This window comes from Dokdonella sp., assembly GCF_039926425.1.
Lineage (GTDB): Bacteria > Pseudomonadota > Gammaproteobacteria > Xanthomonadales > Rhodanobacteraceae > Dokdonella_A.
In genome coordinates, this window is sequence record NZ_JBDSWZ010000232.1 from 1 (window position 1) to 19,334 (window position 19,334).

Annotated in this window: 16 protein-coding genes; 5 read left to right on the forward strand and 11 right to left on the reverse strand. The window is 63.8% G+C overall.

The genetic code is table 11. The features are described 5' to 3' along the window. The 4 genes from ABIV12_RS13200 to ABIV12_RS13215 all read right to left on the reverse strand — a co-directional run. A partial coding sequence (locus ABIV12_RS13200; protein WP_348060030.1) for a pre-peptidase C-terminal domain-containing protein occupies positions 1-2,480 on the reverse strand: 2,480 nt, incomplete at its 3' end. A gap of 376 nt (positions 2,481-2,856) precedes the next feature. Continuing rightward, a complete protein-coding gene (locus tag ABIV12_RS13205; protein ID WP_348060032.1) occupies positions 2,857-3,273 on the reverse strand; it encodes a hypothetical protein in 417 nt (138 codons plus the stop codon). A 273-nt stretch (positions 3,274-3,546) separates the two neighbouring features. Further along, a complete protein-coding gene (gene sufT / locus ABIV12_RS13210; RefSeq protein ID WP_348060034.1) occupies positions 3,547-4,101 on the reverse strand; it encodes a putative Fe-S cluster assembly protein SufT in 555 nt (184 codons plus the stop codon). Between the two features lie 172 nt (positions 4,102-4,273). Further along, on the reverse strand, positions 4,274-5,731 hold the full coding sequence (locus tag ABIV12_RS13215; RefSeq protein WP_348060036.1) for a PLP-dependent aminotransferase family protein: 1,458 nt from the start codon (positions 5,729-5,731) through the stop codon (positions 4,274-4,276). Between the two features lie 178 nt (positions 5,732-5,909). On the opposite strand from ABIV12_RS13215, the gene ABIV12_RS13220 reads away from it, so the two are divergent. The 5 genes from ABIV12_RS13220 to gnd all read left to right on the forward strand — a co-directional run bounded on the left by ABIV12_RS13220 (position 5,910) and on the right by gnd (position 9,848). After that, the gene (locus ABIV12_RS13220; protein WP_348060038.1) at positions 5,910-6,503 is read left to right on the forward strand and encodes a pyridoxamine 5'-phosphate oxidase family protein; all 594 of its coding nucleotides are present in this window, start codon (positions 5,910-5,912) and stop codon (positions 6,501-6,503) included. After that, the gene (locus ABIV12_RS13225; RefSeq protein ID WP_348060040.1) at positions 6,500-6,907 is read left to right on the forward strand and encodes a GNAT family N-acetyltransferase; all 408 of its coding nucleotides are present in this window, start codon (positions 6,500-6,502) and stop codon (positions 6,905-6,907) included. The genes ABIV12_RS13220 and ABIV12_RS13225 overlap by 4 nt, the downstream gene beginning before the upstream one ends. Positions 6,908-7,050: 143 nt before the next feature. Beyond that, a complete protein-coding gene (locus ABIV12_RS13230; protein ID WP_348060041.1) occupies positions 7,051-7,497 on the forward strand; it encodes a hypothetical protein in 447 nt (148 codons plus the stop codon). Positions 7,498-7,525: 28 nt separating this feature from the next. After that, a complete protein-coding gene (locus tag ABIV12_RS13235) occupies positions 7,526-8,866 on the forward strand; it encodes a glucoamylase family protein (RefSeq protein ID WP_348060043.1) in 1,341 nt (446 codons plus the stop codon). Then, on the forward strand, positions 8,847-9,848 hold the full coding sequence (gene gnd, locus ABIV12_RS13240; protein ID WP_348060087.1) for a phosphogluconate dehydrogenase (NAD(+)-dependent, decarboxylating): 1,002 nt from the start codon (positions 8,847-8,849) through the stop codon (positions 9,846-9,848). The genes ABIV12_RS13235 and gnd overlap by 20 nt, the downstream gene beginning before the upstream one ends. Before the next feature lie 97 nt (positions 9,849-9,945). Here gnd and ABIV12_RS13245 read toward each other — a convergent pair whose 3' ends face one another. The 7 genes from ABIV12_RS13245 to zwf form a co-directional block, all read right to left on the reverse strand. Then, positions 9,946-10,626: a DsbA family oxidoreductase gene (locus ABIV12_RS13245; protein WP_348060045.1), complete on the reverse strand. Its 681-nt coding sequence runs from the start codon at positions 10,624-10,626 to the stop codon at positions 9,946-9,948. A 90-nt stretch (positions 10,627-10,716) separates the two neighbouring features. Further along, positions 10,717-12,762 (reverse strand): transketolase, encoded by a 2,046-nt coding sequence (gene tkt, locus ABIV12_RS13250; RefSeq protein WP_348060047.1) that lies wholly within the window; start codon positions 12,760-12,762, stop codon positions 10,717-10,719. Between the two features lie 40 nt (positions 12,763-12,802). Continuing rightward, positions 12,803-14,455, reverse strand: a complete 1,653-nt coding sequence (gene pgm, locus ABIV12_RS13255) for a phosphoglucomutase (alpha-D-glucose-1,6-bisphosphate-dependent) (RefSeq protein ID WP_348060049.1) — start codon at positions 14,453-14,455, stop codon at positions 12,803-12,805. Continuing rightward, positions 14,455-16,113 (reverse strand): glucose-6-phosphate isomerase, encoded by a 1,659-nt coding sequence (gene pgi, locus ABIV12_RS13260; RefSeq protein WP_348060051.1) that lies wholly within the window; start codon positions 16,111-16,113, stop codon positions 14,455-14,457. Before pgi ends, pgm begins: the two co-directional genes overlap by 1 nt. A gap of 11 nt (positions 16,114-16,124) precedes the next feature. Further along, positions 16,125-17,207: a transaldolase gene (gene tal / locus ABIV12_RS13265; RefSeq protein ID WP_348060053.1), complete on the reverse strand. Its 1,083-nt coding sequence runs from the start codon at positions 17,205-17,207 to the stop codon at positions 16,125-16,127. Next, complete coding sequence (locus ABIV12_RS13270) at positions 17,204-17,905, reverse strand: HAD family hydrolase (protein WP_348060055.1); 702 nt, start codon at positions 17,903-17,905, stop codon at positions 17,204-17,206. The genes tal and ABIV12_RS13270 overlap by 4 nt, the downstream gene beginning before the upstream one ends. Continuing rightward, positions 17,899-19,290 carry a glucose-6-phosphate dehydrogenase gene (gene zwf / locus ABIV12_RS13275; RefSeq protein WP_348060057.1) on the reverse strand — a complete coding sequence of 464 codons (1,392 nt, stop codon included), beginning with the start codon at positions 19,288-19,290 and terminating at the stop codon, positions 17,899-17,901. The genes ABIV12_RS13270 and zwf overlap by 7 nt, the downstream gene beginning before the upstream one ends. Between the last annotated feature and the right edge of the window lie 44 nt (positions 19,291-19,334).

A 19,334-nucleotide genomic window follows, 5' to 3' on the forward strand; every position in this document is an offset into this window, starting at 1 on the left:
ATGTAGTACGTGGTTGCCGACGGCGAATTGATCGAACAGCTTTCGGTGTTGCCGGTTGCCCACGACCGGCAGGTATAGGTCGAGGTGGTCGGCGCGGAGCCGGAACGGACATACAGATCTCCGTCACCGCTGCCTCCCGACGTCGTGACGGTCAGGTTCGTCTTGCCCGCCGGAACAACGATCGTGTAGGTCGTCGAATACGCGTTCAGTGCGGCCGACACGCCGGTCACCGGAACACCACTCGTCAGCACGCTCCCGCCACCACCACCGCCGCCGGCGGTGTAACTGCCGGTCAAGCTGACGCCGGTGAAGCTGGCATACGCATTCAACATGACGTAGTACGTGCCTGCCTGTGCAGTCGTGATCGGGCAGCTTTCAGCATTGCCACTGACGTACGGACGGCAGTCATAGCTGGACGTGGTCGGCGCCGAACCGAACTTCACATACAGGTCCGCATCGCCGGTGCCGCCGCTGGTGACGAACTTGAGCCCCGTCGCGCCGGCCGGAACCACCAGCGTGTACATCAGCTGGTTGCCCGTCGTTGCCGCGAGACCCGTCACCGCCACACCGTTCTGCAGAACCGTTCCACCACCGCCGCCACCGCCGGCTGTCACCGTGACCGACGAGGTCTTGGTGTTGGTCAGCCCGCCGTTGTCGGTCACTGTCAGCGAAACGCTGTAGGTGCCAGCCGCAGCATAGGTATGGCTCGGACTGGTCGACGTCGACGTTCCACTGTCGCCGAAGTTCCAGGCACGCGACGCGATGGTTCCATCACTGTCGCTGGAGCTGTCCGTGAAGCTCGCCACGAGCAGGTTTGTGGTGAAGCCGAAGTTCGCAATCGGAGCCACGTTGCCGGTGCCGCCACCGCCGATGTGGTTGATCGCAGTGCTGAGGATGATGCTGCCACGACCGCTGGCGAGGTCATAGCCGGTGGTGGCCGAGATGCCGTTGCTGCCAGAGACGACGTCGTGGAAATCCGACGCCGGCAACTGGTAGATCAACGGACCGGCGAAACCGACCGACGTGCCCTTGACCGCAATCACGCGGGCCCACAAGCCCGCGAAGATCGGGGCTGCAAGGCTGGTGCCGCCGATCTGCTGGGTGCCGCCGCTGACGATGACTTTCGCGCCGGAATTCGGATCGGCATCGAACGCAACGTCCGCGACGCCACGCTTGGTACCGGTCCACAACGTCTGCCAGCTCGGCTTCGGCTCGATCGTGCTCTGGCTTCCGCCGGATCCGCTCCACACCGTCTCGCTGGTCCATGCCGTGGTCGACGCATTCAACGTCGTGCCAGCGACTGCGACCACATACGGCGAATTGGCCGGGTTGCTCGCTTTCGTGCCGCCGTCGCCGCACTCGTCGGCACCCGAATCGCCGGTGGAGATCGAGAAGGTCTGGCCCTGCGCCACGGCCACCGCGAACGCCTGGTCATCGGCCGCGTCGGAACCATCGCTGTGCGCGTCGGTTTCGCATTCGCCGAGCGACATGTTGATGATCTTGGCCGCGTTGGCCGACACCACAGTGTTGATGTTCGCAGTCAGTTGCGCGTTCGACAGGGTCGGTTCGTTGTAGAAGATGATCTTGCCGACTGCGCCACCCGCCATGCCGACGATGTCCTGGCTGTCGAGGTTCCATTCGCCGAGCCCGCTGGTGTCGGTGCTGGTGCCGCCGGTGTTGACTGTCTGTGTCGTGACCGTGGCGAAGCCGTGCGCCGCGGTGAACGCATTGAGATCGGTGATCGTCTGGGTGATCTTGCCCTGGGTGATGATGCCCACGGTGACGCCAGCGGCTGTCGGAACGCCGGTTGCGCTGTAGATCGACGAAAACTCATTCGGAAAATGTCCAGTCACCGCATACGGCTGCGGACCGGTGAGCACATGCGACATGACATGCGGGCGATGCACGTCCTGCAGGCCGATCACCGACAGAATCGTGTCCTTCAACGCCAACGGGATGTTGACGGAGTCGGTGTTCGCATACGTGTCGCGGCCATCCGCAGCCTGCACGCGTGCGAGCGTCGTCTGGAACGCCGACTGCGCGATGTCCGCGGTGCCGTCGGCAGAGACCAGCATGCGGTTCGGCGCAATGACGACATTGGTGAAGCCCGCACCGGTCAGGAAGTCGACCACCGACTTGGCCTGCTCTTCAGTTGGCGCATGGTTCGCCAGGAACTCGTCCGATGACAGGGTCGGAGCGGCACCCGTCGCGTTGAACCGATGGGCCGCCTCGATGAAGGTATCCAGCCCGGCCCGGTCGCGCATCTTCAGCGCGACTTCAATGTGGATCGCCCGGGTGAACGGCACCATGCCGTTGATGACTTCGCCCGACCGCAACGCTGTAGCACCTGCAACCGCGGTGACGTCCGGCGACCGGCCGGCCGCCTGGCCCGCGTTCGCCGCCATCGCACCGCCAAAAGCGACGATGGCCGATGCGGCCAACGTTGTAAGCCGCATGCCACTGAGTGATTTGAGAATCACTGGATACCCCCAGCTATGTGTTGAGTTGTGCCGTCCATGTGGCACGGCGCCCGTTGCAAACTCCGTTGCACCCCGGTCGCATCCGCCCCGTTGACGGGCCCCTCTCATGGCCCGACGGCAGGACTGTTTTGCGAAATCCTTCGGGCGTTGTGCGCCGACGGACGGGTTCCGGTTCGGGCGAGTCGATCGCAACGAACGCGCGGACGCTATCACCCCATCGAAGAACATCGCAAGGCGGTCCGCCGCACGTTTTTAGTGATGAAATTCACATTTCATCGGCGGTTCGTCGCAAGCTGAAAACGCTTCGGCGCAGATGTAATCGTTTTCTGCGCCGACAACGTGAAAATCGAACCAGCGCCCGAGCGGTCGCCGCGAATCAACGGCGACCGAACGCGCGCACCTGTCTGGGACGTCGCGTCCACAGCCCGGCGGTGAGCAGAAGAAGAAATGGCGTGGCCCAGTACATCGTTTTCAACCATCGATGCTGCGCGTTCCACGTCGTATTGAAGATCAGGTCGATCGCAACGGTGCTGTCACCGCGGATGCGCTCGAAGCCCGCACCGATTGCGTCGGTCATGACGCCTTCGCCGAATGACTGAAGTACCGGGACCGCACCGTCGATCAGCCGGCCCAAGCCGATGTAGGTGGCAGCGAGAGGGGCTTCGCGATTGGCGGAGACAACGATCGCCTCGCCGACCGCCGGCAACAGCGGCAGCGAACCCCATACGACGAGGTCGTACAGAAAACAGAAGACGAACAGGATCAGCGCGATCAGGTGCAGGCGTCGTTTCAAGGGAATCGCTCCGGCGGGAAGACCGGTGGACTGTACCCCTCATCGGCGCGAAGGATCGCGAAGCGGTGCGTTCTGCCGGTGCGTGGGGCGATGCCGCCCACCGTTGTGGCGCGCGTTCGTTGACGGGTTTGCCGAAGCACGCGCTGAAGTGCACTGGCTCCCCGTCGCGAACATCGCGAAGCTGCGGTGCGTTCTTCGCGTTGCTCCGAATGAGGACTCTTGTTCGAACGGCGCGAACCAACAGCCCGGCTTGCCCGCTCGACACGCCGCTCGTTACATCATGCCGGTTTCGAGACGCGCCGCTTCCGACATCATCGTCTGGTTCCATGGCGGATCGAACACCAGATCGACATCGGCTTCGACGATGGTGGGGATCATCTCGATCTTCGTGCGCACGTCGTCGACGAGGATTTCGCCCATGCCGCACCCTGGCGCGGTGAGCGTCATGCGGACATTGACCTTGCGCTGACCGTCGTCGAGGCGTTCGAGATCGCAGTCGTAGATCAAACCCAGGTCGACGATGTTGACCGGTATCTCCGGATCGAAACAGGTACGCAATTGCTCCCACACCAGCTTCTCGACATCCGCATCGGCTGCATCTGCAGCGAGTTCGATTGCGGCGGGCGGCTCCTTGCCGATCGCGTCCGCGTCGGCGCCTGAGATGCGGAACAGATTTCCTTCCGAATACACGGTGAAGCTGCCGCCGAGCGCTTGCGTGATGTAGCCCACCTGTCCTGCGGGCAGGCTCACGCGGTCTCCCTGCGGCACCATTACGGCTGCGCATTCGCGCGCGAGGCGGAAGGGGTCGGAAGTCTGGCTGTAGCTCATGGGCGGCCTGGAGGGACTCGTGCAGCGGTTGTCCATTATGCCGGCAGTGGGAAATCGCTGCCGGCGTGTTTCGATCGGAACGTGTCACATCGGGGTGATGCGCGCGCGTTCAATGAACGCCCGCGTCGACCGTGCACGGCAGCGTGGAAAGCTGTCGTTGCGTCGCATGACCTCATGCCGCGGCGCGCGCGCCGATGAAGCCGAGTTCGCGCAGGCACTGTCCAAACAGGCGCATCGCCGCCTCGATGTCCGCCGGCGGAAGGCCGGCGTAGCCGAGGACCAGCCCTGGACGTGGCGGTGGTTTGAGGCAGTAGGGAGCCACCGTATACAGCCCGAGACCGCGTTGCCGCGCGTGTGCGACGAGACGCTCGCAGTCGCCGTGGTTCGCGCGCGTCAGCCACGCGGTGAGATGCATGCCTGCGTTTGAATCGACCACTTCGACGACATCGCCCGCGTGCCGCGCCAAACCGTTGAGCATTGCGGTACGACGTGCGCGAAGCGCGATCGCGGCCCTTCGCAGGTGACGCTCGAAGCCGCCGTCCGCCATGAATCGCGCAAGCGCCGCCTGCTCAAGTGCACTGCAGCCGCGATCCTCGAGCCATTTCGCCGCCACCGTGGCGTCGCGAACGGCAGTCGGCAGCACCATGTAACCGAGCCGGAGCGACGGAAACAGCGCCTTGGAAAAGCTGCCGATATAGATCACGCGACCATCACGATCGAGCGACTTCAACGCGGCAAGCGGGCGCCCGCCATAGCGAAACTCGCCGTCATAGTCGTCCTCGATGAGCCAGGCGTGCCGCTCGGCCGCCCATTCGAGCAGCTCCACGCGCCGTGACAATGGCAGCAACGCGCCGGTCGGGAATTGATGGGACGGGGTGACAACGGCCAGTCGCGCACTCGACGGCAGCGCGGCGGGCACGAGACCATCCCCGTCGACGCGGCAACCGCGCGCGTGCGCGCCGTGCGCCATGAACGCCTGGCGCGCACCGCGATAGTGCGGGTCTTCGAGCACGACGGTGTCGCCGGCTTCGAGCAGCACGCGCGCGGCCAGTGAAAATGCCTGCTGCGTTCCCGAGACAATGAGCACGTCCTGCGGTTGTGCCGGAACCCCGCGCCGGCGCGCGAGGTAGTCGCAGATCTGTTCGCGCAACGCGAGCGAGCCCTGCGCATCCGGATAGGCAACGTCCGCGTGATCCGCCGCGCGACTCACCTCGCGACGCCACATGCTGGCGAGCAGAGGATTGGTGAGGGGCGACCCGTACTGCAGGTCATAGCGCAGGTCGGCATGCTGGTGACCCGGCACACTGCGGCCATCCGTGTTGGCGAGCGCCCGGCGTGCAAACGACGACAGAGGCGCGATCAGCGGAGTCGCCGATGGCAGCGGCGGCGCGGTCGTGCCGACGTTCGCGACGAAACTTCCGGAACCGACGCGACCGAGCAGGAAACCCTCCGCCTGCAGCTGTTCGTACGCTGCAAGCACGGTGTTGCGCGAAACGTCGATCTCGCGCGCCAGTGATCGGCTCGCTGGAAGACGCGCCCCCGCAGCAACGCGTCCATCGAGGATCGCGCCCTTCAGCGCACGGATCAGTTGGGCATAGCGGGCGCCCTGCCCGTCGAGATCGAGGTACACGATTGGCTCCGCCCGTGCGGACTGACGTGGAACTGGATGGTACCAATAGTCCCCCCTAAGGTTCACCGGTCGATCGCATCTGGAGCACGTTTTGGAAACCCGCACGGATGCCGCTCCAGCGAATGCCCGCCACCGTGTCGAAAGAACCCGAAGCCGCGCGCAGTACGACCACGCGACGGTGCACGCAATCCTCGACGCCGGGATGGTCGCGCACGTCGGATTCTGCGTGGACGGCCAGCCGTTTGTGATTCCGATGATGTACGCCCGCATCGACAACGTGCTGCTCCTGCATGGCTCGATCGCGAGTCGGCTGATGGGAACGCTCGGCAGCGGCATCGATGCCTGCATCAGCGTGACGCACATCGACGGATTGGTTCTCGCGCGTTCGCACTTCGACCATTCGATGAATTACCGCTCGGTGGTGGCCTTCGGTCGCGCACGCCTGCTCGACGATCCCGCCGCGAAAGCACAGGCCCTGAGCTACTTCGTGGACGCGATCGTTCCCGGCCGCGCCGCCGAATCCCGGGCAGCCGACCGCACCGAACTCGCCGCCACCCATGTGCTGCAATTGGAGATCGCGGATGCAAGTGCGAAGATTCGCAGCGGCGGCGTGAAGGGAAACCTCGCAGACGCTGACCTTCCGCACTGGGCCGGCGTCATTGCAATGCGGATGGAGTGCGGGGCGGTGGAACCGGACGAGACGGTTGCGCCCGGCACGGCCCTTCCGGCTTCGGTCTCCGCGTTTTTGTCCGCACAGGGTCCAGCGCCATGATCCGTTACCGCACCGACTACACCCCGACACTCGACGAAGCGCGCGATCTGTATCGAGCGTCCACCCTCGGCGAGCGCAGGCCGATCGACGATGACGCGCGCTTCGGCACCATGCTCGCAAGCGCGAATCTCACCGTCACCGCGTGGGACGACGACTTGCTGGTTGGAATCTCCCGCTGCATCACCGACTTCACCTGGACCACCTATCTTGCGGACCTGGCGGTGCGCGCGTCGCACCAGCGCAGCGGCATCGGCAAGGAACTGATGCGCCGCACGCAGGCCGCGACACCGCAGGCAAACCTGTTGCTGCTCGCCGCGCCGGCGGCAGAGAGCTACTACCCGCACGTCGGCTTCAGCCAGATGCCGCAGGCGTGGATGCTGCGCGGGAGCGAATCGATCCGCTGACGTCACGTCTTTTCTGCCGGTTTTTCGCATCCGCAAGGGGCGCCACCGACCGCGATTCCAATTCCGCCTGCCGCCTTCGCCCGCTATCATCGCCGCCTTGCGCGCACCATCAGCGCGATGCCGCTTCAAGGAACACGCGCGCGATGGCTCGATCCCGATGTCCTGACTCCAGCCGTCCGCGTCCGATCGGCATCGCGACAGCACTGATGTGCGCACTTGCGGGCGGTGCCGTGTGGTGCGTGCTGTCGATGTACCTGCGATCGGATCTGCCAGCGTTCGCGTTTGTCGTGGCGGCGATGGTGGTATGGGCCTTGCGTGCACACGGCTATGCCGCAAGCGCAACCGGCGTCGGCGTCGCCGTCTTCTCGGTCGCTCTTGCGGCGGTGTATTCGTTCTGCCTCCAGGCGGTCGCGCAGATTGCATCGCTGCTCGGGTTGTCGATGCGCTCGACGCTCGGCCGGATGGACGTCGGCATGGCGCTCGACATCGCGCTCGCCAATGTGCAGGGCTGGAACCTGCTGGTGATCGGCGTCGCAGTGGTTGCCGCGGCGGTGGCGATTCTCGGCAAGAGAGCGGCGCGGCGCGAATGAATTGGAGGCCGGGTCCGGTCTGATCTGCATGATGCGTAACGAACCGATCAGCATGGGCCATGGAGGAGGTCATCCGGCGACTCTCGCCGGCGACGACGCATTCCTGCGGCAGCTGCAGCGCTGCGCCTTTGCCTACTTCGAGAAGCACACCAACCCCGTCAACGGCCTGGTGGCCGACAAGAACGCCCCGGATTGGCCTGCGAGCATCGCGGCGACGGGGCTGGCGTTGACATGTTATCCAGTGGCCGTCGAAAACGGATGGATGAGCGAGGCCGCGGCGATCGATCGCACGCTCGCGACACTGCGCTTCTTTCGCGACGCGCCGCAAGGCACGCAGGCGGACGCGACCGGCCATCGCGGTTTCTACTATCACTTCCTCGACATGCACGAAGGAAGGCGAGCCTGGAACTGCGAGCTGTCGAGCATCGACACGGCGTTCCTGATTGCCGGAATGCTTGCGACCGCGACCTATTTCACCGCGGACACAGCACCTCAGCGGGAAATTCGCGAAACGGCGCAAGGGCTGTACCGTCGCGTGGATTGGCAATGGATGTGCAAGCGCGGGTCGACTCTTCGACACGGGTGGACGCCTGAAAGAGGTTTCATCCGTCATCGCTGGCAGGGCTACGACGAATCGCCGATGCTGCATGCGCTCGCACTCGGATCTCCGACCCATCCCATCGCACCGAGCACGTATGCCGCGTGGTCGTCGACGTTCGAATGGAAGCGCTGTTACGACATCGACTATCTCTACTCCGGACCGCTGTTCACCCACCAGCTATCGCACGCGTGGATTGATTTTCGCGGTGTGCGTGACGCGTTCATGCGCGACAAGGACATGGACTATTTCGAGAACAGTCGCCGCGCCACCTTCGTGCAGCAGGCCTACGCGATCGACAATCCCCATCGCTTCCGGGGCTACGGTCGCGATGCGTGGGGCATCACCGCCAGCGAAGGTCCGGGTCCTGCGGTGCGGCAGATCGATGGTGTGCGACGACGCTTCCACGACTACGCAGGGCGCGGGGCACCGTACGGCATCGATGACGGAACGCTCGCACCATGGGCAGTGCTGGCGTCATTGCCGTTTGCACCGGAGATCGTGTTACCGGCCATTCACCACTTTGCGCATACGCTCGCCCTCCACGATCCGCAGCGCTACGGTCTCAAATCCACGTTCAATCCCACGTTCGATGGCGTCCCGGGATCGGCTGCCGGTTGGGTTTCGCCCTACCACTTCGGCTTGAATCTAGGGCCTATCGTGCTGATGATTGAAAATCATCTCACCGGGATGCCGTGGAGCCTGATGCGCAACTGCGACGCGGTTGCACACGGATTGCGCACCGGCGGGTTTGCCGGAGGATGGCTGTAGTCCCGCAGCCTCGAGAGATTTTCAGCGAGCGCGCGCCGCGCGTCCGCCTCCTCACTTGAATCTGGAGTCAACAACGATGGACATGGGCATGATCGGCCTTGGCCGCATGGGCGCCAACATGGCACAGCGGCTGGCGCAGGGCGGACACCGCATCGTCGGGTTCGATCCCAAAGCCGAGGCGCGGAACGCGATCGAAGCCAATGGGTGTGCATCGGCCGACTCGCTCGACGCACTGGTCGCGAAACTGCCCGCGCCGCGCACCATCTGGATGATGGTGCCGGCTGGCTCCATCACGAAAGGCACGGTCGACGAATTGCTCAAGCGACTCGCAGCCGGCGACACCATCGTTGATGGCGGCAATTCAAACTACAAGGACTCGCTCGCGCAGGCAGAGCTGTGTCAAGCGAAGGGAATCTACTTCGTCGACTGCGGCACCAGCGGCGGCGTGTGGGGTCTCGCCGAGGGTTACAGCATGATGATCGGTGGTGAGACCGATGCCGTCGAGCGGTTGCGGCCGATCTTCGAAACACTGGCTCCTGCGAAGGACAAGGGCTGGGGGCACGTCGGCGTCTCCGGAGCCGGCCACTACACCAAGATGGTGCACAACGGGATCGAGTATGGATTGATGCAAGCCTACGCCGAGGGCTTCTCGATCCTCGAGCACAAGACCGATTTCAACCTCGACCTGCACAAGGTCGCCGAGATCTGGCGCACCGGCAGCGTCGTGCGCTCGTGGTTGCTCGATCTTCTCTCGGACGCGCTGGCAAAGAATCCGGAAATGGCCGGCATCGCGCCGTTCGTTGCAGACTCCGGTGAAGGCCGCTGGACGGTGAGCGAGGCGATCGACCTCAACGTGCCTGCCCCGGTCATCACCGCATCGCTGATCGAGCGCCTGCGCTCGCGCGATACAGAATCGTTTTCGTCGAAGCTGTTGTCCGCGATGCGCAACGAGTTCGGCGGGCATCCGATCACGAAACAATGAGGCGATCGCGTGACGCAGCGAATGCGGCCGTCGCCGTCGACGCAGGTCGAAAGCCGGTCGCGAACGTGCGTCCGGCCTACAGAATCGCTTGAGTCCGTTACGAAGCTGGCTGCGCTGCGATCCTTCGCAGCGCCGATTCGAACAGCTCGACCGGCTGGCCGCCGGAGATCAGCTGGCGCTCGTTGATGATCACCGCTGGAACCGAATGGATGCCTCGGTCGAGATAGAGGCGTTCCTGGTCGCGAACATCCTGCACGAATTCGTCCGATGCAAGAATGCTCTTGGCACGCGCGCGATCCATGCCGACCTTCTCAGCGATCCCGGCGAGAACCTCGCGCGACGAGACATCGAGTCCATCGGTGAAGTACGCCTCGAGTAGCGCGTGCTTCAACCGAAGTTCCTGTTCGCGTCCTTCGAGCGCTGCCCAGTGCAGCAGCCGATGCGCATCGAACGTGTTGTAGATGCGGTCGCGCGTGTTGAACACGAATCCGAGCTCGGCACCGCGCGCACGGATCGCCTCGCGATTGCGGGCAAGTTGCTCGGCTGTCGACCCATATTTGGCGACCAGATGTTCAGTCGCGTCCTCGCCCTGCGGCGGCATCTGCGGGTTGAGTTCGAACGGCTGGAAGTGCAGCTCGACATCGACTTCATCGCCAACGCGGGCAATCGCCTGCTCGAGCGATTTGAGCCCCACCGCACACCACGGGCAGGACACGTCGGAGACGAAATCGATGCGCAAGGGATCGCGCGTCGGTGACGACTGATCGGGAACCGTCATGAAAATACTCCGCGTTTCAAGGCGATCGATACACGATCGCGTCCCCGCAAAACTGGGGGCGCGCAGCGCGTCGATCAAGATCGGGCGACCTCATTCCAGCAACGCCTTCGCGCGAGCACACACGTGGTCGACACTGAAGCCGTATTCGCGCATCACCGTGTCGCCCGGCGCGGACGCGCCAAAGCGGTCGACACCGATCACGTCGCCGCGGTCGCCGACGTAGCGATGCCAGCCTTGCGTGATGCCGGCTTCGACCGCGAGCCGCGCCGGCACATCGCGCGGCAGCACCGATTCGCGGTATGCGTCGGACTGCGCGTCGAACAGGTCCCAGCTCGGCATCGACACGAGGCGCACCGACACACCGTCGCCACGCAACCGATCTGCCGCTTCGACGATCAGTCCGACTTCAGAGCCCGACGCAATCAGGATCAACACCGGCTTGCCGTCGCTCGAATCGCTCAACACGTACGCGCCCCTGCGCAATCCGTCCGCGGACGCGTAAGTCGCGCGGTCGAGCGTGGGCAGCGCCTGCCGTGACAATGCGAGGAGGATCGGACGATCGCGCGATTCGATCGCGACCCGCCATGCCACGGCGGTTTCATTCGCATCGCCCGGACGGATCACCGTGAGATCGGGGATCGCACGCAACGCGGCAATCTGTTCGACCGGCTGATGCGTCGGCCCGTCTTCGCCGAGCGCGATGCTGTCGTGCGTAAACACATGGATCACGTGCAATCGCATGAGGGCCGCGAGGCGGATCGGCGGTCGCATGTAGTCGGAAAACGTGAGGAACGTCGCGCCGTACGGAATCGTGCCGCCGTGCGCAGCCATTCCGTTGACGATCGCGCCCATCGCGTGCTCGCGCACCCCGAAATGCAGATTGCGTCCGGCGGGACTCCATCCGCCGCCGTCGGAACCCTGCTCGTCGACGCCGGATGCGGGCTCCGGATTGAAGTCGCCAAGTCCCTTCAGCGCGGTCTTCGTCGATGGATCGAGGTCGGCCGAGCCTCCGGTCAGCGCGGGGAGCTTTGGTGCAATCGCGTTCATGATCTTGCCACCGGCTTCGCGCGTGGCGATGCCTTTCGCATCCGCGGCGAATACGGGAATGTCCGCGTCCCAATCCGGCGGCAATTCGCCGCGCAGGCTGCGTTGCAGCTCCCGCGCCGCCTCGGGAAACGCACTTGCAAACCCTTTCATCCGGTCATTCCACGCCTGCTCGTCGCTGTCACCGCGCGCGACCGCGTCGCGCATGTGCGAAAGCGCTTCCGCGGGAATCAGGAACGCCGGCTCGGTCGGCCAACCGAGCTTTTCCTTGGTCTTGCGAACGTCGTCTTCTCCCAGCGGCGAGCCGTGCGCCTTGTAACTGTCCTGTTCGGGCGATCCATAGCCGATGTGCGTGTGGACCAGAATCAACGAAGGCTTCGTGATTTCGGCACGTGCGGCGGCAATCGCTGAATCGATCGCCGCGAGATCGTTGCCATCCGCCACGTGCACCACGTGCCATCCACACGCCGCGAAGCGGGCGGCGCGATCTTCGGTGAAGGAGATCGGTGTTCCAGCAGCGAGCGTGACCCGGTTGTCGTCGTAAAGACAGATCAACTTTCCAAGTTGCAGATGGCCGGCCAGCGAAACCGCTTCTGCCGCGACGCCTTCCATCAGGTCACCGTCGCCCGCGAGCACCCAGGTGTGGTGGTCGACGATCACGTGACCTTCGCGGTTGTAGCGCGCCGCGAGTTGCGCTTCGGCGATCGCCATGCCGACTGCATTCGCAAAACCTTGCCCGAGCGGCCCGGTCGTGACTTCGACGCCGGGCGTGTGGCCACGTTCGGGGTGCCCGGGCGTCTTGCTGCCCCATTGGCGAAATTGCTGAAGATCGTCGAGCGAGAGGTCGTATCCGGTCATGTGCAGCAGGCTGTAGAGCAGCGCCGAACCGTGCCCCGCCGACAGCACGAAACGGTCGCGGTCAGCCCATGCGGGATTGCGCGGGCTATGCTTAAGGAATCGCGCCCACAGCACGTACGCCATCGGTGCCGCACCCAGCGGAAGGCCGGGATGCCCGCTATCGGCTTTCTGCACCATGTCGACGGAGAGAAATCGCAGCGTGTCGATGCATTGCTGATCGAGGCGGTCGGACATCGGTTGGCTCCTGGAATGCGTGCAGCGCGGTGACTTCGCCTCACGCGCCCGCGAGCGCGCGATCGACAAGGTCTTGTGCTTCGCCGAGGATCTGCTGCAGGTGATCCGTGTCGCGAAAGCTTTCGGCGTAGATCTTGTAGATGTTCTCGGTGCCCGATGGTCGCGCAGCGAACCAGCCGCCATCGGACTCCACCTTGATGCCACCGATCGGCGCGTCGTTTGCCGGCGCCTTGTCGAGGACGGCGGTGATGGCGTTGCCCGCCAACGAGGTCGAGGTAATCTGCACGGGCGACAGTTTCGACAGCGTCTTCTTTTGTTCGGGAGTCGCCTTCGCGTCACGCCGATCGGCGAATATCTCGCCGAGGTCGTCGCACAAACCACGATACGCAGCGCCCGGATCGCGCCCGCCGACCGCGGTGATTTCCGCCGACAGCAATGCAGCGGCAATGCCGTCCTTGTCGGTCGTCCACACTCTTCCATCGCGGCGAAGGAACGATGCGCCCGCACTTTCCTCGCAACCGAATCCGAGCGAGCCGTCGAGCAGGCCCGGCGCAAACCACTTGAATCCCACCGGCACATCGAACAGGCGGCGTCCGAGCTTCGCGGCGATCCGTCCGATCATCGCGCTGGTGACCACCGTCTTGCCGACCGCGGCGTGCGTGCTCCATTCGCGTCGATGGCGGAACAGATAGTCGACGGAAGCGCTGAGATAGTGATTGGCCGGCATCAGGCCGACACTGGGCGCGACCACGCCGTGGCGGTCGTGATCGGTGTCGCAGGCGAACGCAATGTCGTAGCGATCCTTGAGCGCGATCAGCCTCTGCATCGCATAAGACGAAGACGGATCCATGCGGATCTTTCCGTCCCAATCGAGCGTCATGAACGCAAACTGCGGATCGACGGTGGCGCTGACCACATCGAGATCGATGCGGTAGTGCTCGGCGATGCGCGCCCAGTAATGAACACCGGCGCCCCCGAGCGGATCGACTCCCATGCGCACGCGTGCACCGCGGATCGCATCGAAGTCGATCACGCTGCCGAGATCGTCGACATAGTTCGACAGGAAATCGTGGCTGCTGGTGGTCGATGCAGCGAGCGCCTGCGCGAACGGCATCCGCCGAACCTCCCGAAGACCACCGGCGAGCAACGCGTTGGCACGATCCTGGATCCAACCTGTCACGTTCGTGTCGGCGGCGCCGCCGTTCGGCGGGTTGTACTTGAACCCGCCATCCGATGGCGGATTGTGCGACGGTGTCACGACGATGCCATCGGCGAATCCACCATCGCGGTCTCGGTTGTGCACGAGGATCGCGTGGGAAACCGCCGGTGTGGGCGTGAACTCGCCATCCGCGGCGTAGCGCACTTCCACGCCATTCGCGGCAAGCACTTCGACGGCAGTCTCGAACGCGGGGACCGACAATGCGTGCGTGTCGATGCCGATGAAGAGCGGTCCGTCGATTTTCTGCGACGCGCGGTGCTCGCACACCGCCTGGCTGATCGCCAGAATGTGGTGCTCGTTGAAGCTGCCGTCGAACGACGTACCCCGATGCCCCGACGTGCCGAATGCCACGCGCTGCAACGGGTTGGCCGGATCAGGCTTGATCGCGGAATACGCGTCGAGGAGTCGACCGATATCCACAAGCGATGAGGTCGGCGCCGGCTTGCCCGCGCCCGGCTCGATGCGGCTCGCCATCAGGCGTTCCTCCTGCGTGCGCGATAGCGCCGGATCAACGCGTTTGTCGAACTGTCGTGCGCAAGGGCCGGCTCCGCTGCACTCGCAAGTTCCGCCGCGGTGCGCTGCGCCAGCTGCTTGCCGAGCTCCACGCCCCACTGATCGAAAGAGTCGATGTTCCAGATCGCGCCCTGCACGAAGACACTGTGCTCGTACAGCGCGATGAGCGTGCCGAGTGTGTGCGGAGTCAGTTCGTCGACAAGGATCGTATGGCTCGGGCGATTGCCTTCGAACACGCGATGCGCGATGAGCGGGTCCGTCGTTCCTTCAGCGCGCACCTGCTCCGCGGTTTTGCCGAACGCAAGCGCCTCCGATTGCGCGAACAGATTGGCCATCAGCAGATCGTGCTGCGTGCCCAGCGGATTGGCAGTCCGGCAGAATCCGATGAAGTCGCACGGAATCAGGTGCGTCCCCTGATGGATCAGCTGGTAGAACGAGTGCTGGCCGTTGGTGCCGGGCTCGCCCCAGTAGATCGGACCTGTCGCGTAGTCGACGTGCGTCCCGCCAAGCGTCACGTGCTTGCCATTGCTCTCCATCGTCAACTGCTGGAGATACGCCGGGAATCGCTTGAGGTACTGCTCGTACGGCAGCACCGCGACGGTCTCGGCGCCGAGGAAATTGGTGTTCCAGACCGCAGTCAACCCCATCAGTACAGGCAGGTTGCGCTCGAACGGCGCGTCGCGGAAATGCTCGTCCATTGCGCGAAACCCCGCGAGCATTGCGCGGAAATGGTCCGGTCCGATCGCCAGCATGGTGGAGAGACCAATCGCGCTGTCCATCGAATAGCGACCTCCGACCCAGTCCCAGAAACCGAACATGTTGGCGGTGTCGATGCCGAACGCCGCGACGCCTTCCGCGTTGGTCGATACCGCAACGAAATGCCTGGCAACTGCTTTTTCGTCGCTACCAAGTGCTTTCAGGCACCAGTCGCGTGCCGCGTGCGCATTGGTGAGCGTCTCCAGCGTGGTGAAGGTCTTCGAACAGACGACGAACAGCGTTTCGGCCGCATCGAGGTCGCGCGTCGCCTCGATGAAATCCGTTCCATCGACATTCGACACGAACCGGACCGTCATGTCGCGATCGGTGAAATGCCTGAGCGCCTCGTAGGCCATCACCGGCCCGAGATCGGAACCGCCGATGCCGATATTGATCACATTGCGGATGCGCTTGCCCGACTGCCCCTTCCAGTCGCCGCTGCGTACCCGCTCGGCGAAGACCGCCATGCGGTCGAGCACGGCATGGACTTCGGCGATGACATGGACGTCATCCACGACGAGCGTGTCGTCGTCGGGAGCGCGCAATGCGACATGCAGAACCGCGCGATCTTCAGTCGTGTTGATGCGCTCGCCGCGGAACATCGCGTCCCGTCGGTCCGCAACACGACGGTCCTTCGCGAGCGCTTGCAGGAGACCGAGCGTTTCGTCGGTGACCCGCTGTTTGGAGTAGTCGAGGTACACGCCGGCGCCGTCTGCGACGAGGCGTTCGCCACGCGCGGAATCGCTTGCGAACAGATCGCGCAAATGCACATTTCCGACAGCATCGGCGTGGCGCTGCAGTGCTTGCCACGCCGTCGATGCCGTCAGCGGAGGAAGAGAAACGAACAGCGGATCAGCTTCCATTGTCGGGGCCATCACGTTCCGCCAAGCGCGCGGCTCTTTTCATCAATGCGGCCGAGGAGCTGCTTCCACGATTTCACGAACGACGCTGCTCCTTCCTGCTGCAATTGCAATGCGAGTGCATCGACGTCGATGCCCGCCTTCGCAAATTCGGCGAGCGTCGCTTCGCCGTCACCGCCACCTTCGTCCATCGCACCGCGAAGCGTGCCGTGATCGGCGAATGCCTTGAGCGTTTTCTCGGGCATCGTATCGATCGTGTCGGGTGCCGCCAGTGCCTCGACGTAGAGCGTGTCGCTTGCGGCGGGATCCTTGCTGCTGGTGCTCGCCCACAACAAGCGCTGCGGCATGGCACCCGCGGCGGCGAGCGTCGTCCAGCGCGGCGATGCGAGCAGATCACGGTATGCCTTGTAGGTGCACTGCCCGATCGCGATGCCGAGGCGATTGCGCAATTCGATTGGCGCCTTGTCAGCGATCGCCTTGTCCCATCGGCTGACAAACAGTGAAGCGACGCACGCGACCTTCGGTGATCGCCGAGCGTCGATGCGCCGTTCGATGCCGCGCATGTAGGCATGTGCGACAGCACTGTACTGCTCTCGCGAAAACAGCAGCGTCACATTGACCGGAATGCCGTTGAAGATCGACTCCTCGATCGCGGTCACGCCTTCCGGCGTTCCGGGGATCTTCACGAAGAGGTTGTCGCGTGCGGCCTGCGAGTGGATCTGTGAAGCGGCCTCAATCGTTCCGCGCGTGTCTGCGGAAAGCAGTGGCGACACTTCCATCGACACCCAGCCGTCAAGACCGTGCGTCGCGTCGAACGTCGGTCGAAACAGATCAGCCGCGCGGCGCAGGTCCTCGAGTGCAAGCTCAACGAACAGCGCTTCACTGGCTGTGCCGGCCTTCACCTTTTCGGCAATGCCGGCGTCGTACGCCGAGCCGCTTCCAATCGCCTCGTCGAAGATGGTGGGATTCGACGTCAGTCCGGTCACCGAGAATTCGTCGATGTAACGACGCAAGGTTCCGCTGTCGAGCAGCTCGCGCGTGATGTTGTCGAGCCAGAGACTCTGGCCGAGTTCGTGCAATGCCTGTGTCGGTTTCATGCTGTCTCCGTGGTCGACGGCGATGAGGCCGCGACGGAATCGTTCCAGTCCAGATGGGTGAGATCGCTGATCTTTGCAATGATTCGATCGGGCGCGGGATCAATCGCTGCAAGATCGCTCTGCGCGGCGTAATGGCCTTGCCTGACGAAGACCGTGGTCAACCTTGCGCCAAGAACGCGTTTCATCGCCGCAAGGATGTGCGGCTTGTCGTCGACCATCACGTAATGAAGCGCGGGATGGCGTTTCTGCATTGCGTCGAGGCTGAGTTCCTTGTGCCGGTCGATCATGACCGCACCGTCGACGGCATCCCACAGGCCAGATCGCTGGATCTTGCGCGGCTGGAAGACCAGGTCGCCATCGGACAGGATCGCCACGTGACCCCTCTCGCGCATTTCGGCGAGCGTCGCCAGCGCGCCGGGATAGACGCGCTCGGCAAACGGGTAGTCAAGCAGAAAGGACGACAGCCCGAGCAGCGTCGGCTCTCCTTCGAGCGTGATACCGAACTCCTGCAATGCATCGATGTAGTCGGCGACGCCACGCTCCTTGCGCAAGCGCTCGTAGATCGCCCAGTAACGTTCGCATCCGGCGACACCGAAGTCGCGGGTCAGCCGTGCACGAAGATCTTCCGCGAAGCGATCATTGTCGAGCAGGGTGTTGTCGACGTCGAACAGGAACAATCGCTCGGCCACCCTCAGCATGGCGGTGTCGCTTCCGCCTTCGGATCGTGCCAGACATCTCCCTTCGTCAACACATCGGACGCCGCCTGAGGGCCCCACGTTGCTGGTTCGTACAGGTGCACCGGCTGGGCATGCACAATGGCATCGTCCACAACACGCCACGCAGCCTCCACGCAGTCGTCGCGCGTGAACAGTCCGGTGTCACCCATCATCGCGTCGCTGAGCAGGCGCTCGTAGGGCGACTTCTCGCGATTGGACTGATGCCGCGCAATCAGCTCGATCGATTCGCCACGCATCGCAGCGCCCGGTTTTTTCACGCGCGCACCGGTCGAGATCACCACTTCCGGTCCGAGACGGAATCGAAAGTAATTGTCGTCGTCACGCGAGTTGCGGTCGAAGATGTCGACGGGCGGCGCCTTGAGATCGACACGCACTTCCGTCGTCGTCACCGGCAGCGACTTTCCGGCACGGATGTAGAACGGCACGCCGGCCCAGCGCCACGTATCGATGGACAGGCGCATCGCAACGAAGGTTTCCACTTGCGAATCCGCGGCAACGCCCGCTTCGTTCCGGTACCCGTTGAACTGGCCGCGCACCACGTCTTTCGCGCGAAGCGGACGGATCGCGCGCAGCAGCTGCAGCTTGGCCGCATCCATCGATTCGTTGTCGCGACCCACCGGCGCATCCATCACCAGCAACGCGAGCACCTGCAGCAGGTGGTTCTGGACGACATCGCGAATGGTCCCCACCTCCTCGTAGAACGCGCCACGACCCTCGACGCCAAAATTCTCCGCCATCGTGATCTGGACGCAATCAACGTGATCGCGGTTCCACAGCGGCTCCAGAAAGCTGTTCGCAAACCGGAAATACAGCAGGTTCTGCACCGCTTCCTTGCCGAGATAGTGATCGATCCGGAAGATCGAGTGCTCAGGGAACACCTCGTGCAACGTCGCATTCAGTGCCCGGGCGGATGCGAGGTCGCGACCGAATGGCTTCTCGACAATCACACGCGCGTCTTCAGTGCAATGCGCTGCGGCAAGCCCGTGAACAACCGGCCCGAACATGCTCGGGGGAATCGCCAGATAGTGCAGTGGACTCTTCGCGTCGCCGAGCGCCGTCTTGATTTTCGCGTAGGTCTGCGGGTCGTTGTAATCGCCATCGACGTAACGCATCAGAGAGCACATCTTCTGGAATGCGGCGTCGTCGACGCCGCCATGATGCTCGATGCTGTCACGCGCCCGATCACACAGCTGCTCCACTGTCCAGCCGGAACGGGCGACGCCGATGATCGGCGTGTCCATTCCGTCGCGATGGATCATCGCCTGCAGTGCAGGGAAAATCTTCTTGAAGGCAAGATCACCGGACGCGCCGAAGAACACAAACGCGTCGGAACGAGGTGGAGTCATGAGGGGAACCTTGCGGGTTGCATTCTGAAGCGCGGCGAACGAGG

Bases quoted from the DNA above. Each gene is read 5' to 3' on its own strand.
- tal (WP_348060053.1), bottom strand. From the start codon at position 17,207: ATGAAACCGACACAGGCATTGCACGAACTCGGCCAGAGTCTCTGGCTC.
- ABIV12_RS13235 (WP_348060043.1), top strand. From the start codon at position 7,526: ATGATGCGTAACGAACCGATCAGCATGGGCCATGGAGGAGGTCATCCG.
- ABIV12_RS13245 (WP_348060045.1), bottom strand. From the start codon at position 10,626: ATGACGGTTCCCGATCAGTCGTCACCGACGCGCGATCCCTTGCGCATC.
- tkt (WP_348060047.1), bottom strand. From the start codon at position 12,762: ATGTCCGACCGCCTCGATCAGCAATGCATCGACACGCTGCGATTTCTC.
- ABIV12_RS13230 (WP_348060041.1), top strand. From the start codon at position 7,051: ATGGCTCGATCCCGATGTCCTGACTCCAGCCGTCCGCGTCCGATCGGC.
- pgm (WP_348060049.1), bottom strand. From the start codon at position 14,455: ATGGCGAGCCGCATCGAGCCGGGCGCGGGCAAGCCGGCGCCGACCTCA.
- pgi (WP_348060051.1), bottom strand. From the start codon at position 16,113: ATGGAAGCTGATCCGCTGTTCGTTTCTCTTCCTCCGCTGACGGCATCG.
- sufT (WP_348060034.1), bottom strand. From the start codon at position 4,101: ATGAGCTACAGCCAGACTTCCGACCCCTTCCGCCTCGCGCGCGAATGC.
- ABIV12_RS13270 (WP_348060055.1), bottom strand. From the start codon at position 17,905: ATGCTGAGGGTGGCCGAGCGATTGTTCCTGTTCGACGTCGACAACACC.
- ABIV12_RS13225 (WP_348060040.1), top strand. From the start codon at position 6,500: ATGATCCGTTACCGCACCGACTACACCCCGACACTCGACGAAGCGCGC.
- zwf (WP_348060057.1), bottom strand. From the start codon at position 19,290: ATGACTCCACCTCGTTCCGACGCGTTTGTGTTCTTCGGCGCGTCCGGT.